Genomic DNA, 16076 nt, shown 5'->3' on the forward strand with positions numbered 1-16076 from the left:
CTTATGACCTCTTTCGTTTAGTCTTGTATTAACAATTGCACAAATCAGGCCAAAAGAAAGCAAAACAAAAAACCTTATTTTTCAACACAATAAAAAAGGCGCTAACAGTTCCCTGTCAGCACCCTCTCTGATTTAGTCATTATCACCATGCTAAATGGTGAAAAAAACCATCTTTAACCTATACATCTAGATGCGCTGGAATTTTTTCCATCGCCTGCTGCAGCACCTCAATACCAGCTCCTGGCTTATGTGCATTCTCACTAATATGTCGGCGCCACTGTCGTGCACCCGGCATATTTTGGAACAGCCCCAACATATGGCGCGAGATGTGATTGAGGTAAGAGCCATTAGCCATCTGACGCTCAATATACGGGTACATCGCCTCGACCACTTCACGGCGTTTTTTGACCGGCTTGTTGCTACCAAATAATCGCTGATCGAGATCTGCCATCATATACGGATTCTGATAGGCTTCACGACCCACCATAGCTCCGTCCAGGTGTTCCAGGTGAGCTTCAATCTCGGCCAGTGTTTTAACGCCACCATTGACCGCCATGGTTAAATGCGGGAAATCTCGCTTCAACTGATAAACACGCGGGTAGTCCAGCGGCGGGATCTCACGGTTTTCTTTTGGGCTGAGACCACTTAGCCAAGCCTTGCGTGCGTGAATGGTAAAATCATCACAGCCACCCTTTTCACTAACTGTACCAACAAAGTCAGTCAGAAACTGATAGGAATCCTGTTCATCAATACCAATACGGGTTTTTACCGTTACTGGGATATCAACGACTTCGCGCATTGCTGACACACATTGCGCCACCAATTCAGCTTCGCCCATCAGGCAAGCGCCAAAACGACCGTTCTGTACACGGTCAGACGGACACCCTACGTTCAGATTAACTTCATCATAACCACGGTCTTGAGCCAATTTGGCACAATGCGCTAGATCCGCCGGATTCGAACCACCCAGTTGAAGTGCCAACGGATGCTCTTCTTCGTTATATGCCAGGTAATCAGCCTTACCGTGAATAATTGCACCGGTTGTCACCATTTCGGTGTACAACAGCGCATGCTCGCTCAACAGGCGATGAAAATAACGGCAATGACGATCAGTCCAATCGAGCATCGGGGCAACAGAAAAACGGCCTGATGGAAAATCTGCACTCAGTGTGGATTCTGTTTGTAAATCGTCGCGGTTGGCAACAGCACTATCTAACATCGAAAAGCCTCATTTTGACCCGGGTACCCGTCTCTGAACGGCAGTTTACTTAAAGAGAGCGGATTCTACCTCATCTCACTCGTTTGCCCAACATGGCTAGAGAAAGGAATATGGGGATAATTGGCATATTTCATCATTAGTATAGAGTCCAGCCTGAGATAACAATGACAACTTAAAAGAACATGACAGAACAAAAAGAGCACACCATATAGCATTGTTATTAAAAACAAAAAATACCAGCAAATACATCGCGTACAGCAAACATAGCTTTTGGACACCAACAACTCAAAAAGGTGTACATGTTCGTTTACCCCCTAACTATCAATAAGTTATGAATATGGACTAACAACCAAGCAGCCCTCGACAGCTTTTAGCTTAAAATGCTAGGAAAGCTGTACATCTCGATACAAAACAGGTCGGTAAAACCTCACCACACTCATCAAGCTTACATTTGTCACTGACTCTATCGGTCCCGCCTATAAGAGCACAATTTTACCAGTCACTATGTATTTACATCGTTATAGTTCAGTAAGCAGACAAACTAAAAAGAATACCACCACCCTTTTGCCTCTCACTCTAACAAACTGAAAATTAATGAAATTTACAACATCTTATCTACTAGGTACAGCTTATAGAGCTTTAGGAATATAATAGTCAAAAAACTGTACGAACAGTACACTACATAGAATTCAATAACTTAAAGCCAAGCTTATTTTGAGTTGATCTTGATGATCAGCTTTTTGGTGCGCATTCATCAAAAAGTGACACAAGGAAAACCTTCGTGACTTATTGCTGATTGCAAGCAGTCACTATTTACTCTTCATCACTATTTAGGAACGAGTTGGCGTGATCGGGCACACGAATTTTCCGCCCTATTTTGCTGGAATGAATGGAACTAAGGTACGTTTTACAAATGCTATGGTAAACTACTGCACTTATCGCTGTTTTTTGAGGTTTTATGGCAAATCAAACGCAACTGCTGGCGAAAGCACAACAGATTTGCGAGCAACGGGGAGTAAGGCTGACACCTCAAAGGCTGAAAGTACTCGAGATCATCATTGAGCACCATAGTTCGATTAGCGCCTATGAACTGCTGGATCTTCTCAGGGAAACCGAACCACAAGCGAAGCCACCGACAGTATACCGAGCTCTTGATTTTTTATTAGCTCAAGGCTTTGTACATAAAGTCGAGTCAACCAACAGCTATATAGCCTGCTGTGTACTCGGACATGCTGATCACTGCTCTCAGCTGCTTATTTGTGATGAGTGTGGTACTGTCGAGGAATGCCATGATGATGAACTGGCTAAACTACTGCGCCAGAAAGCAGAAAAGCACGGCTTTCAGATTTCAAACCATATTGTGGAAAGTCACGGCATTTGTCATAAATGTCAAAACAGCAAGCAGTAACTCTTACATTTACTAATACAGTCATTATCAGATTATGCGCGCAGAATTCGTAAACCCTTTTCTAGCTTCACTTCTGAATGTTTTGAAGACCATGGCGTCGATGGAGCTAGCACCGCAAAAACCTCGAGTAAAGAAAGATGAAGTTGCTCGTGGTGATGTATCAGGCCTTATTGGCATGATTGGACCCAAAACCAAAGGCTCGATGTCGATCACCTTTGATGAGCCTCTGGCACTTGAAATCATGCAACGTATGTTGGGTGAACGACCGAACGGTATCAATGAAGAAGTCACCGATATGGTCGGTGAAATCACCAACATGGTCACAGGTGGTGCTAAACGTATATTGGCAGACCGAGGCTATGATTTTGAAATGGCAACCCCCGCAGTGGTCTCTGGTCGCGGCCATACCATCACCCATAAGTGTGACGGCGCTATTATTATCATGCCGTTTGACTCTGAGTATGGTAAGGCATTTATTGAGATCTGCTTTGACGGCTAGTCACCGCGACTATACCTGTTAATCGCCCCAGTCAGAGCCTTCTGACTGGCGATTCCTCTGACCTGAAATAATGATAACTATCACTTTAAAATTTCTGTGAAGTTGCCACAAATCCCAGATAAAAAACTACCACCTGCCACTTATTCGGTCTAGACTGAGTATGCTGGATAAGCATCAACACACTTATTGTTTCTGCTTTTTCAGCTCGTAATTTTGCTGATCTCAATCGGTCGAGCAAGGAACTACCCTCATTCAAAGGAAAGATCGTAACATGAGCAAACTGACTGGAACCGTAAAATGGTTTAACGATGAAAAAGGCTTTGGCTTTATTTCTGGTGCTGATGGCAAGGATGTATTCGTTCACTTTAGTGCTATTCAGGCCCAAGGCCGTCGCACTCTTCAAGAAGGCCAAAGTGTTGAATTTATCGTAACAGATGGTCAGAAAGGTCCACAAGCAAGCGAAGTCATCGCGCTTTCTTGATTCTGCTGAGTATTTTTAATACTCAGAATGAAAAAAACGCCGCTAAGCGGCGTTTTTTATTACGATTAAAAACGTAACTTAGCTACGCCACTGTTTAAACGCATTGATCAGGCCATTGGTAGAACTATCATGGCTGGCAATGGCTTCAGCATTGTTTAGCTCAGGCAAGATATTATTTGCAAGCTGCTTACCTAGCTCTACACCCCACTGGTCAAAACTGAAGATATTCCAGATAACACCCTGAGCGAAGATCTTCTGCTCATACAATGCAATCAGCGAGCCCAGTACCGCCGGTGTTACCTGCTTAACCAAAATGGAGTTGGTTGGGCGGTTGCCTTCAAAGACCTTGAAAGGTACTAGTTCTTTCACTTCATCCAGCGTTTTGCCAGCTGCAATGAACTCTGCTTCCACTTGCTCTTTGGTTTTACCAAATGCCAGCGCTTCCGTCTGGGCAAAGAAGTTTGCCATCAGCTTAGGGTGGTGATCGCTCAGTGGATTGTGGCTAATTGCAGGAGCAATAAAATCACACGGGATCAGCTTGGTACCCTGGTGGATCAGCTGGTAGAACGCATGCTGGCCATTGGTACCTGGTTCACCCCAGATAATTGGGCCTGTTTGGTAATCAATCGGGTTACCGCCGCGATCGACGCACTTACCGTTGGACTCCATGTTGCCCTGCTGGAAGTAAGCAGCAAAGCGATGCAGATACTGATCATATGGCAAGATAGCTTCAGATTCGGCACCGTGGAAGTTATTGTACCAAATACCGATTAGCGCCAGAATAACCGGTAAGTTTTCTTCTAGTGGTGCTTCGGCGAAGTGCTTGTCCATCGCATGTGCGCCATCAAGCAGCTCGATGAAGTTATCGAAACCGATAGCCAAACTGATTGATAGGCCAATGGCAGAGCACAGAGAGTAACGACCACCAACCCAGTCCCAGAACTCAAACATATTGTCAGTATCGATACCGAACTCTGACACTGAGCCAGCATTGGTAGAAAGCGCAGCAAAGTGCTTGGCTACGTGTGCCTGATCCTGTGCGGTCGCCAGGAACCAATCACGCGCAGAGTGTGCATTGGTCATGGTTTCCTGAGTAGTAAACGTCTTAGACGCGATTAGGAACAAGGTTGTTTCCGGGTTAAGCGCTTTTAGCGTCTCGGCAATGTGGGTACCGTCGACATTGGATACAAAGTGCATGTTCAGGCGTGTTTTATAGGATGCCAAGGCCTCTGTCACCATGTAGGGACCAAGATCTGAACCGCCGATACCGATATTTACCACATCAGTAATTTCTTTACCGGTATAACCTTTCCAATCACCATCAACGATGCGTGCGGTGAAGCCTTTCATCTTCTCCAGTACCGCATTCACTTTTGGCATTACGTCTTCACCGTCGACGATTACCGGCGTATTGCTACGGTTACGAAGTGCCGAGTGCAGTACAGCACGGCCTTCGGTCTGGTTGATTTTATCGCCGCTGAACAGGGCAGCAATCGCTGCTTTTAGTTCAGTCTGCTCCGCCAGAGCAAATAGCTTGCTCATGGTCTCTTCTGTAATTAGGTTCTTAGAGTAATCAAGCAGAATATCTGAACCGAAATTTGCCGAGAATTTAGCAAAACGCTCGCTGTCCTGTGTAAACAGATCGCTCAGCTGAAGATCCTGTGCATCTTCAAAATGGGCGGTCAGCGCTTTCCACGCCTGTGTCTGCGTTGGATTGATGTTTTTCAACATGGTGAAGTTCCTGATATTGTAATTCTTAATCCATTGATCCAGTCAGTATCATCCAGACCATGGATCCCCGATATTTATAAATGTTGTCAATTTTAGCGCAACCAGCTCGGTAGGCTATATTTTTGTAATTTTACGACTTATGACAGATTATGACGCGAAGCCGCCTTTACCTTCATTGAGTCAGGTCACGAAAATAAAGAGTAAATAATAGACGTAAAAATATCAGATGAGTACTGTAATCATCTAATATGACGGCAATGCGATAACAATAAGGTATACGTTATGTGGTTCCAGAAGACAATTCAGATCAAACCAAGACGCCGAGGCTTTCATCTTATAACCGATGAAATTGAACAACAAATCCCAGAACTCCGCCACTATAACATCGGCCTGGTCCATTGCTTTGTCCAGCATACCTCTGCCAGCCTGACCATCAACGAGAATGCCGACCCTACCGTCCGCAGCGATATGGAGGCTCACTTTAACCACTCAGTCCCGGAGCGCGCCCCCTACTACCAGCACACCTATGAGGGCGATGATGATATGCCTGCCCACATAAAGGCCTCGACGCTAGGTAACAGCATTACCATACCTATTTCACAGGGGCGCCTGGCGCTTGGTACCTGGCAGGGGATTTACCTCGGTGAACATAGAGATCATGGTGGCAGCCGTCGGATCGTCGTGACGATCCAAGGGGAATAATGTGTGGTTAATGAGGACGAGTAGCTAGAATCTAGATACTCGATGCCGGCTTAGAACGGTTGATTAATCATAACGCGGAACAAACTGTCTTCACTGCCCCAGGCCATTTCCGTACGAACAACAATACCTTCGACTTGAAAACGGATAGCCCCGCCAGCACTCCATTTCATGTCTTGGTGCAACTCTGCCAGATCATATTCATCGGCCACTCGCCCGATATCGACAAAGGCAACCCACTGCCACCAAGGTACGTCATACCAGTTAAAGACCGGCCAATCACTGAGTGGCTGCCAGTCTGGCAATACTCGGTACTCCATGCTGTAGCTCAGGGCGGCACGATCGACAAACCGGCCGCTCTGAAAGCTTCGTAACCGATATAGCCCACCGAGCCGGGTTCCGGCATAGGCCGGTGGCCGACGAAGCATCTCGACACCGTCGATATTTTCTGTACTGTTCCAACTCGGGGTATCGCCAGTATAGAAATTCAGTGCCAGCACCTGCTGGTCGAATACCTCCCCCAATGCCCCGATATCCCAAAACCAACTCTGGCTCAACTCCCACTTCCACCAGCTGGCGTGATCGGAGCTACCCGGATCATAAGTGACTCCGAACTGGCTGCGACTTCCCGCGGTTGGGTTACGGCTGTTGTTGCGATTATCCCAGTCTAGGCGAGTCTCCAGACCCCAGACGCTTTCGGCTTCGCTAAAAGCCGGATCGACATTGGTCACGAGATCGGAAAATTCCCGACTTTGATAGAACGGCCTTAACTCTATCGATGTCACCCCGCTCGTCCATGGCGTACTGCCAGTAAGGGGCCGGTTGGGTCTTAGTGCCGCCTTTATTCCCTGGGGCTCTGCAGCACCGAGTGGCAAAATATAGCGGGCAGAGATACGGTATTGGCTCTCCGTCGCATCTGCCACCGTAGCGTCATCCGCGACCGAGTCGTTGCTCGTCGCTTTGCCAAGGTAGTAATCAAACTGCTTGAACTCGGCTGAATATAACTCTGCACCAAAAAGCCATCGGCTATCCGTCGCCAAGGTATAGTTACTCGCACCCAGGTAGGCTAACCAAGTCTCTTTGTCGGTTATCAGCCCAGCCCCTAGCAATGCCGCCTGTGGCTGTCCGGCACCTTTCAGTACCCCGGCCATACCAACCGACAGTCCCATCGAGTCACTCGAAAAGACAAACGGTACTACCGCCGTTTCAGGTTCCCAGGTAGGCCAACCATCAGCATACGAAGCCAGTGAATATGATAAAGCCGCAGCAACTGCTACGGCTTTGAAACTATAAGACTTAATCAAAACTGTCCAAATTTAAGATAGTTACAAATAGGCCATCGCCACCCGGGAAGTCAACTTAGTTACCAGTTCATAGGCAATTGTACCGATATGCTCGGCAACCACCTCGGCTGGCAAGCCCTCTCCCCATAGAATCGCTTCGTCACCCACTTTATCTGCAGCATCCGGACCAAGATCTACCGTCAGCATATCCATCGATACCCGTCCAGCCATCGGCACTGTACGGCCATTGACCAATACAGGTGTTCCGTTCGGTGCCGAGCGCGGATACCCATCACCATAACCAATCGCAATCACTCCGACTTTAGTATCGCGTTCGCTGGTCCAAATCCCGCCGTAGCCGACTTGCTCACCTTTCTTCACATCCCTGACAGCAATCAGGCTGGAAGTCAGCGTCATCACGGGTTTCATATCGAATGCCGCCGACGACCGTTCGGTCTCCATAAACGGTGACACCCCGTACATGATAATCCCAGGACGGATCCACTCTAGGTGACTGTCAGGCCAAGCCAAGATACCTGCAGAAGCCGCCAATGAGCGTTCTCCACGACAACCTTCAGTCAGGCTAAGAAAAGTATTAACTTGCTGATGAGTCACCGCGCTGTTCAGCTCGTCGGCACAGCCAAAATGACTCATATACCGTAACGGTTTTGCCACATTCGGACACGCATGCAGGCGTTCAACAAACTCATCGAGCTGTTCCGGGCGTACACCAAGGCGGTGCATACCGGTATCAATTTTCAACCACACCACGACCTGGCTATCCAGCTGGGCCTGTTCCAGCGCCTCTAGCTGCTCGACAGAGTGAACGACAGTATGGATGTTGTTGGTGACCAGTACCGGCAGATCGGTAGCGGCATAGAAGCCTTCAAGCAGAAGTACGGGCTTCACGATGCCGCCTGCACGCAGGGTCAGCGCCTCTTCAATCCGTGCGACACCAAAACCATCCACATCCGGCAGGCTTTGTGCCACGCGGGCCAGACCATGACCGTAACCATTGGCCTTCACCACCGCCAGTATTTTACTGTTCGGAGCCTGTAATCGGAGCTGGCTGATATTATGGGTCAGCGCTTTTGTGTTGATATAAGCTGTCGCCGCTTTCATCAAAAATCCTACATTAATGAATCCGGCCTGGGCCGGTGATCCGACGCCAAGTCATAAAGAAAGTCCGTCCGGTTACTCTTCGTCGAAAGCCGGGCCGGCATAGTTATCAAATCGAGAGAACTGCCCCTGGAAGGTCAGCCGTATAGAACCAATCGGGCCGTTACGCTGTTTACCGAGAATGATTTCGGCAATCCCTTTCAGGGCGCTGTCTTCGTGGTAGACCTCATCACGGTAAATAAACATGATCAAGTCGGCATCCTGCTCGATGGCTCCCGATTCACGCAAATCCGAGTTAACCGGGCGTTTGTCGGCACGTTGCTCCAACGATCGGTTCAGCTGAGAAAGTGCGACCACAGGAACGTTTAATTCTTTCGCCAGAGCCTTAAGAGAGCGCGAAATCTCTGCGATTTCCAAGGTACGGTTGTCCTGATAGCCGGGAACCCGCATCAGCTGAAGGTAATCGATCATGATCATACTGATCCCACCGTTGTCGCGGGCAATACGGCGGGCACGGGAACGCACTTCTGTCGGTGTCAGGCCCGAGCTGTCATCGATAAACATATTCTTCTTTTCCATCAGAATACCCATCGTCGATGAAATGCGTGCCCAGTCTTCATCATCAAGCTGGCCGGTACGGATCTTAGTCTGATCGACCCGAGAGAGAGAGGCGAGCATACGCATCATGATCTGCTCGGCAGGCATCTCCAGCGAGAAAATCAGCACCGGTTTTTCTTGCTCCATGGCCGCATTTTCGCACAGGTTCATCGCAAAGGTTGTTTTACCCATCGATGGACGTGCCGCCACGATAATCAAATCAGAACCTTGCAAACCCGCAGTTTTCTTGTTCAGATCACTAAAACCCGTTGATACGCCGGTAACTCCATCCTGCGGTGTCTGATACAACAGTTCGATACGCTCTAACGTTTTCTCCAGAATAGTATCGACATTCTGCGGTCCTTCATTTTCGTTGGTGCGCTGCTCGGCAATAGCAAAAACTTTGCTTTCCGCCATATCGAGCAAATCTTCACTGGTTCGCCCTTGCGGATCATAACCGGCATCGGCAATCTCATTTGCCACGCCGATCATATCTCGGATCAGTGCCCGCTCGCGGACAATGTCTGCATAGGCAGAAATATTTGCCGCTGACGGTGTATTTTTGGCTAGTTCTGCCAGGTAGGCAAAGCCCCCGACATCTTCCAGGTGATCGGCTCGCTCGAGATGCTCAGACAAGGTAATCAGATCGAGAGGCTGGCCACCTTCAAGTAAAACCGATACGCCTTCGAAAATAATGCGGTGAGGGCGACTGTAGAAGTCATTGGCGACCACTTTCTCAGCCACTGCATCCCACTTCTCATTATCCAGCATCAAGCCGCCAAGGACGGACTGTTCGGCCTCCAGAGAGTGAGGAGGCATTTTGATAGCGTCCATCTGGGAATCTTTGGGTTTATTCGGTTTACTTTTCTCTGCCATAGGAATTGCGTGCTTACCGGAAACTAAGCCGGGCATTATACATTATTCATGCTGGGTCTATGTATCAATATAGCGGGGAAAAGTACAATAACTGAAAAGCGTATCGATCCCTGGAGTATTATGCCGTGCATTTCAACTCGGTATCGAGAATCATCATGATTTTGACCAAATGCTGACATTGTTCAGGTAAACTTTGTAGTCAACTCCCGTTATCTCATTTTACTCTCGTCCCGAAGGAGGACACTTGGCAAGATATTTACTGACCTTATTGCTGCTTGCCAATATCACAGCCTATGCCGACGACGACACTCCGACCCAGATCCCTTCCCCCTGGTCGAGCGAGCTTGAGCTGGGATACCAGTCATTAGGAGGCAACTCTGACTCGGAGTCACTCAATACGCGTGTGGGGCTAACTTACGTCAAAAACCAATACCGCCAGACTGCCGAGGCGAAATACCTACTGGCCGAAAAAGATGGTGAGGAAGATAAGCGCAAGGGCCAAGTTGAGCTGCAGACGGATATGAAAATCAACGAGCGTACCTATGTACTGGGCAACACCAACTATGTTGATGATAGGTATGGCCCTTATTTTATCGACTTGACCCTGGCCACCGGTCTCGGTTATCAGCTATTGCGACTGGAAACCTTTCAGATGGAAGTGGAAGCCGGTCCGGGCTATCGCCATCAGGAACCGAATGCTGATGAAATTGATGATGATGACATCATCGTCCCGGAAACGGTGGATGAACTGATCCTCCGTGGAAGTGCCAAGTTCACCTGGAAGCCGTCGAAAACCGTCGAGCTCAATGCCCGTTTTACCGGTATTGCCGGTAACAGCAACAGTACGCTGGAAACAGAAATCGATCTTACCAGCTCAATCACCGAGCATATCGCGATCAAGTTCAGCAATACCCAGAAACTCAACAGCTGGGTACCAAACGGGCTGGAAAAACGTGATTCGACGATGACTATCAACTTGCTGTTCAAGATCTAACAGTATTACGTATTCCCTATACCGCATCTCTCAATACCGCACCTTCCAAACGCCAGATACAAAAAAGCCAGCCCGAAGGCTGGCTTTTCGACTAACAACACTAAAAGCTATTACTCTGCAGCAACAACAGTTAGGTTGATAGTTGCGAATACGTCAGAGTGCAGCTGGATGCTGATCTCGAATTCGCCAGTAGTACGTAGCGCGCCTTCAGGTAGACGAACTTCGCTCTTCACTACTTCAACGCCAGCTGCAGTTACAGCGTCAGCGATGTCACGAGTACCGATAGAGCCGAATAGTTTACCTTCGTCACCCGCTTTAGAAGCAATAACAACTGCTTCTAGAGCGCTTAGTTTGTCAGCACGTGCTTGCGCAGCAGATAGTTGCTCAGCAACTTTCGCTTCTAGCTCAGCACGACGAGCTTCAAACATTTCAACGTTAGCTTTAGTTGCCATAACCGCTTTACCCTGAGGGATCAGGAAGTTACGTGCAAAACCAGATTTAACGTTAACTTGATCACCAAGGCTACCTAGGTTACCGATTTTATCAAGTAGAATAACTTGCATTATCTTGTCCTCTTAAACTTAATTAAACCGCTACCGATTACTGATGCTTGTCAGTGTATGGTAGAAGTGCTAGGTAACGAGAACGCTTGATAGCGCGAGCTAGCTGACGCTGGTATTTAGCGCGAGTACCTGTGATACGGCTAGGTACAATTTTACCAGCTTCAGTGATGTAGTTTTTTAGAGTTGCTACGTCTTTGTAGTCAATCTCTTGTACGCCTTCTGCAGTGAAACGGCAGAATTTACGACGACGGAAGAAACGTGCCATGGGCTTATCTCCTGAACTAAATTTTTTCAATGTGATCGGCATGTAACACTAATTTACCAATGCCATTTCGGCCGGTTTGATAAGAGACAAAGCCTCCTACCTTAATGTGACTGCCAACAACTAAATCTTGAGTGAGTATCTGTTGACCTTGCCCGCTAACCACCACGTTAATGTAACAATACACTTGGCGGGGTAAATCAGCTTCCTGCTGGTAGGAACGATGCTCAAGCACAAAGTGACAATGAGGTATTCCCGCCAGAGATTTGCTTCGTTTGGGGTCTTTGGCAATAACGCCAGATAACTCCAGACGATTGGTCATTTACAAATTACTCAGCTGCTGCTTCGCCTTCAGACTGTGCTGGAGCAGCTGGCTGCTCTGCACGTTCTTCACGACGTGGGGCACGCTCTTCTTTAGCCTTCATCATTGGAGATGGCTCAGTGATAGCGCCTTTAGTACGCATGATCATGTTACGGATCACTGCATCGTTGAAACGGAAAGTTGATTCCAGTTCGTCAACTACAGACTGCTCAGCTTCAACGTTCATTAGAACGTAGTGTGCTTTGTGCAGTTTGTTGATTGGGTAAGCCATCTGACGACGACCCCAATCTTCTAGACGATGGATCTGACCGCCAGAATCTTTGATAGCAGCAGTGTAACGCTCGATCATGCCAGCAACCTGCTCGCTTTGATCAGGGTGCACCATGAATACGATTTCGTAATGACGCATTGGTTGCTCCTTACGGATTAATCAGCTTCTCTATTTGGCTCGGTTATCCAGGAGAAGCAAGGAACTAAAAAAAGAACCGAGAATTTGGAGGCAGAATAGTATAGAGAATGGGCAATTTTAGCAAGCTAATTTTATGGATAAAGGCAAAGTTGGGAGGTTCTAGATACGGGATAGTGGAAAAGCAGGATTTTTCAGAACCGCAAATTCATCAAAAATAAAAAAGCAGAAGCGCCACAATCTCTACGCTTCTGCTCTTGCTAGGGCCGAGGGCCAGCTTTTCCTAGTCCTCGCTCTTAACTGTCCTGACGCTGGCGTACCGCTTCAAATAAGCAGATACCCGTTGCAACCGAGACGTTCAGGCTTGATACCGAGCCTGCCATCGGGATTTTGATCAGGTCGTCACAGGTTTCGCGGGTCAGACGGCGCATGCCCTCGCCCTCTGCACCCATCACGATGGCCAGCGGACCGGTCAGTTTGCTGTGATAGATATCGTGAGTCGCCTCACCAGCCGTACCGACAACCCAGACACCTTTGTCCTGCAGTGCGCGTAGAGAGCGTGCCAGGTTGGTTACACGAACCAGTGGCATGACTTCTGCCGCACCACAAGCAACCTTGCTCGCCGTCGCGTTCAGCTGGGCGGAACGATCTTTGGGCACAATCACCGCCACGGCACCAGCCGCATCAGCATTTCGCAGACAGGCCCCTAAATTATGCGGGTCTGTCACACCGTCCAGTACCAACAGCAACGGGTTCTCTTCGCCAGCCAGCAGATCGTCAAGATCGTTCTCATTGTACTGCTTACCCGGTTTTACACGCGCAATGATGCCCTGATGAGAGGCTCCTTTGACTTTATCGTCCATCGCCTTGCGACCAGCCTGCTGCATGGTAATACCTAGCATCTGTAACTCGTTCAGCACAGGCATAAGGCGATCGTCCTGGCGCCCCTTCATCACAAACACTTCGATAAAGCGTGACGGATCGGAAGCCAATATGGCTTTTACGGCATGAATGCCGAAAATTACTTGATTACTCATTACTTAATTCTTCTTCGCTTCTCGTTCTTTCTTACCAGCTCGTTGCTTACGTTTCTTGGTCGATTTCTTCTTGGCTTTCTTTTCGTTAGCCTTGCCTTTAGGGGCTTTATCGTCCTCTGGGCGTGGGATTGCTCCGGCCTTTAGTTTCTGGCGTACCGAGCTGCGCTCTTTCTTCGACTTGCTGCGGTGCTCTTGCTGCGCTTGGGCCTCGCCGTCTTCGACACGATAGGCTTTCATGCTCTGGCGCTGCAGGCCTTCCGCCTTACGCATCCGTTGTTTTTTCTCTCGGTTTTTGTCGGTCTTGCCCGCTCCACGAGGCTTGCGGGTACTACCGACGATATCAAAGTCAATCTGGCGATCATTGAGATTAATCGACGCAACCTTCACTTTTACCGTATCACCGAGGCGATAAACCTGACCGGAGCTATCACCAATCAGACGCTGGCCAATTGCATCATACTGGTAGTAATCATTGGCCAGATTCGAGATATGAACCAAACCGTCAATGTTCAGCTCATTCAGGCGAACAAAGAAACCAAAGCCCGTCACATTGGCAATCACGCCGTCAAATTCATCACCGACATGATCCTGCATGTACTCACATTTCAGCCAGTCCGCCACATCGCGAGTCGCATCGTCAGCACGACGCTCGGTCATCGAGCACTGCTCACCCAACGTATCCATATCATCGAATGAATAATGGTAACCACCGGTTGGTGTCCACCGATCGGTATTTGTGCCTTCTTTCTTGGCTATCAGATACTTAAGTGCGCGGTGCAAGGTTAAATCCGGGTAACGGCGGATTGGTGAAGTAAAGTGCGCGTACTGCTTCAGTGCCAAACCAAAGTGACCAAGATTATCAGCCTGATATACCGCCTGCTTCATCGAGCGAAGTAACATACTTTGAATCAGCTCTTTATCCGGACGGTTTTGGATCAGAGTTGCCAGTTCAGCATAGTCACGCGGAGATGGTTCCAGCCCGCCAGACAGGTGCAAGCTCAGCTCCCCAAGAAAATCACGGAAGCCTATCAGGCGCTCTTCGCCCGGCGAATCATGCACACGGTAAAGCGCAGGCTCTTTGGCCTTCTCGACAAAACGTGCCGAGGCAATATTGGCCAGGATCATACATTCTTCGATGATCTTGTGCGCGTCATTGCGCTCTGCCGGCACAATGCGGTCAATCTTGCGATCTGCATTGAAGATGAACTTGGTTTCCACCGTTTCAAATTCAATAGCGCCACGTGATTCACGCTCTGTCTTCAATACCTTATACATGCCATACAAGTTTTCGAGGTGCGGAACCAGTGGCGCATAGCGCTCACGCAGCTCTTCATTGCCATCCAGCATGTTGCTGACCTTGGTATAGGTCAGGCGGGCATGAGAGTTCATCACGGCTTCGTAGTGCTTGTAGCCAGACAGCTTGCCACTTTCCGAAATAGTCATTTCACATACCATGCACAGGCGATCTACCTGCGGGTTCAGTGAACATAAACCGTTCGACAGTACTTCCGGCAACATTGGAATAACCTGAGAAGGGAAGTACACCGAGTTGCCTCGCTTCACCGCTTCGTTATCCAACGCCGAGCCCTGACGAACATAGTGGCTCACATCGGCAATCGCAACCCACAGACGCCAGCCACCTGACTTCTTCGGTTCACAATAAACAGCATCATCGAAGTCGCGGGCATCTTCACCATCAATAGTCACTAATGGTAAATCACGCAGATCAACACGGCCTTTTTTCGCCTCCTCAGGAACTTCTTCCGCTAGTCCCTGGATCTGTTTTTCAACTTCGCTCGGCCACTCACTGGGAATATCGTGGGTACGCAGGGCAATCTCGATTTCCATCCCCGGCGCCATATTCTCACCCAGCACTTCGACCACTTTACCGACGGCATTGTACTGGCGAGTTGCACGCTGGTTGATCTCGACAACCACCACATTTCCCATCCGTGCTCCCATACGGTACTCGTTCGGGATCACAATATCCTGAGAGATACGGGAGTCATCCGGTACTACGTAACCCATACCGTCTTCGATAAAGAAGCGGCCTACAATCTGGCCGGCGTATTCCTGCAGGACACGGACCACGCGACCTTCACGACGGCCTCGTTTATCCGTACCCGCAACCTGGGCAAGAATATAGTCACCGTGGATCACCCCGCGCATTTGATGATGCGGCAGCAGCAAATCCTCTTCTTTGGCATTGGTGCCTTCAGGACGCAGGAAGCCAAAACCATCACGATGGCCAATCACATGGCCTTTGATAAGGTCAAGGCGCTCAGGTAGGGCATAGCATTGGCGGCGAGTAAAAATAAGTTGGCCATCACGTTCCATCGCACGCAGACGGCGACGCAAACCTTCATACTGCTCATCACCTTCCAGCTTTAACTCAGCAAACAGCTGATCACGGCTAACAGGTGCAGTAAAGCCGCGGATCACTTCAAGGAGCATCTCACGGCTTGGAATTGGGTTTTCATAATTTGATGCTTCGCGATCGCGAAAAGGGTCGACCGGTAAATCGGTAGTACCTTTGGACATAAGTAGATCCATATTGGCGAAGATATAACCATAGTATAT

16 protein-coding genes are annotated in these 16076 nt (G+C 48.7%); 5 read left to right on the forward strand and 11 right to left on the reverse strand.

From position 1 onward, the window contains the following. Window positions 1-178: 178 nt before the first annotated feature. Window positions 179-1219 carry a tRNA dihydrouridine(20/20a) synthase DusA gene (gene dusA, locus EDI28_RS23925; protein WP_128786399.1) on the reverse strand — a complete coding sequence of 347 codons (1041 nt, stop codon included), beginning with the start codon at window positions 1217-1219 and terminating at the stop codon, window positions 179-181. A 958-nt stretch (window positions 1220-2177) separates the two neighbouring features. Here dusA and zur point away from each other — a divergent pair. The 3 genes from zur (at window position 2178) to EDI28_RS23940 (ending at window position 3607) form a co-directional block, all read left to right on the forward strand. After that, window positions 2178-2627 carry a zinc uptake transcriptional repressor Zur gene (zur, locus tag EDI28_RS23930; RefSeq protein ID WP_128786400.1) on the forward strand — a complete coding sequence of 150 codons (450 nt, stop codon included), beginning with the start codon at window positions 2178-2180 and terminating at the stop codon, window positions 2625-2627. A 34-nt stretch (window positions 2628-2661) separates the two neighbouring features. Beyond that, window positions 2662-3126 carry a chemotaxis protein CheX gene (locus EDI28_RS23935; protein WP_075767875.1) on the forward strand — a complete coding sequence of 155 codons (465 nt, stop codon included), beginning with the start codon at window positions 2662-2664 and terminating at the stop codon, window positions 3124-3126. Between the two features lie 271 nt (window positions 3127-3397). Continuing rightward, window positions 3398-3607 carry a cold-shock protein gene (locus tag EDI28_RS23940; RefSeq protein ID WP_128786401.1) on the forward strand — a complete coding sequence of 70 codons (210 nt, stop codon included), beginning with the start codon at window positions 3398-3400 and terminating at the stop codon, window positions 3605-3607. A gap of 78 nt (window positions 3608-3685) precedes the next feature. On the opposite strand, the gene pgi is transcribed toward EDI28_RS23940, so the two are convergent. Further along, window positions 3686-5338, reverse strand: a complete 1653-nt coding sequence (pgi, locus tag EDI28_RS23945) for a glucose-6-phosphate isomerase (protein WP_128786402.1) — start codon at window positions 5336-5338, stop codon at window positions 3686-3688. 282 nt (window positions 5339-5620) lie between these two features. Between pgi and EDI28_RS23950 the strand changes: the two genes are divergently transcribed. Next, window positions 5621-6040, forward strand: coding sequence for a secondary thiamine-phosphate synthase enzyme YjbQ (locus tag EDI28_RS23950; RefSeq protein WP_128786403.1), 420 nt, complete (start codon window positions 5621-5623; stop codon window positions 6038-6040). Window positions 6041-6090: 50 nt separating this feature from the next. Here EDI28_RS23950 and EDI28_RS23955 read toward each other — a convergent pair whose 3' ends face one another. From EDI28_RS23955 to EDI28_RS23965, 3 genes are all read right to left on the reverse strand, one after another. Next, on the reverse strand, window positions 6091-7338 hold the full coding sequence (locus tag EDI28_RS23955) for a BamA/TamA family outer membrane protein (protein ID WP_128786425.1): 1248 nt from the start codon (window positions 7336-7338) through the stop codon (window positions 6091-6093). 24 nt (window positions 7339-7362) lie between these two features. Continuing rightward, window positions 7363-8442: an alanine racemase gene (gene alr, locus EDI28_RS23960; RefSeq protein ID WP_128786404.1), complete on the reverse strand. Its 1080-nt coding sequence runs from the start codon at window positions 8440-8442 to the stop codon at window positions 7363-7365. Between the two features lie 72 nt (window positions 8443-8514). After that, a complete protein-coding gene (locus EDI28_RS23965) occupies window positions 8515-9912 on the reverse strand; it encodes a replicative DNA helicase (protein ID WP_128786405.1) in 1398 nt (465 codons plus the stop codon). Window positions 9913-10156: 244 nt separating this feature from the next. Between EDI28_RS23965 and EDI28_RS23970 the strand changes: the two genes are divergently transcribed. Further along, on the forward strand, window positions 10157-10906 hold the full coding sequence (locus tag EDI28_RS23970; RefSeq protein WP_128786406.1) for a DUF481 domain-containing protein: 750 nt from the start codon (window positions 10157-10159) through the stop codon (window positions 10904-10906). 110 nt (window positions 10907-11016) lie between these two features. Here EDI28_RS23970 and rplI read toward each other — a convergent pair whose 3' ends face one another. From rplI to rnr, 6 genes are all read right to left on the reverse strand, one after another. Continuing rightward, a complete protein-coding gene (rplI, locus tag EDI28_RS23975) occupies window positions 11017-11469 on the reverse strand; it encodes a 50S ribosomal protein L9 (protein WP_128786407.1) in 453 nt (150 codons plus the stop codon). A gap of 37 nt (window positions 11470-11506) precedes the next feature. Continuing rightward, window positions 11507-11734 (reverse strand): 30S ribosomal protein S18, encoded by a 228-nt coding sequence (rpsR, locus tag EDI28_RS23980; RefSeq protein ID WP_002539422.1) that lies wholly within the window; start codon window positions 11732-11734, stop codon window positions 11507-11509. A gap of 16 nt (window positions 11735-11750) precedes the next feature. Further along, window positions 11751-12053 (reverse strand): primosomal replication protein N, encoded by a 303-nt coding sequence (priB, locus tag EDI28_RS23985; RefSeq protein WP_128786408.1) that lies wholly within the window; start codon window positions 12051-12053, stop codon window positions 11751-11753. 7 nt (window positions 12054-12060) lie between these two features. Beyond that, a complete protein-coding gene (gene rpsF, locus EDI28_RS23990) occupies window positions 12061-12462 on the reverse strand; it encodes a 30S ribosomal protein S6 (protein ID WP_128786409.1) in 402 nt (133 codons plus the stop codon). A 293-nt stretch (window positions 12463-12755) separates the two neighbouring features. Beyond that, window positions 12756-13496, reverse strand: coding sequence for a 23S rRNA (guanosine(2251)-2'-O)-methyltransferase RlmB (gene rlmB, locus EDI28_RS23995; RefSeq protein WP_128786410.1), 741 nt, complete (start codon window positions 13494-13496; stop codon window positions 12756-12758). A gap of 3 nt (window positions 13497-13499) precedes the next feature. Beyond that, the gene (gene rnr / locus EDI28_RS24000) at window positions 13500-16037 is read right to left on the reverse strand and encodes a ribonuclease R (protein ID WP_128786411.1); all 2538 of its coding nucleotides are present in this window, start codon (window positions 16035-16037) and stop codon (window positions 13500-13502) included. Between the last annotated feature and the right edge of the window lie 39 nt (window positions 16038-16076).

The organism is Photobacterium chitinilyticum, assembly GCF_004104355.1.
Classification (GTDB): Bacteria; Pseudomonadota; Gammaproteobacteria; order Enterobacterales; family Vibrionaceae; genus Photobacterium; species Photobacterium chitinilyticum.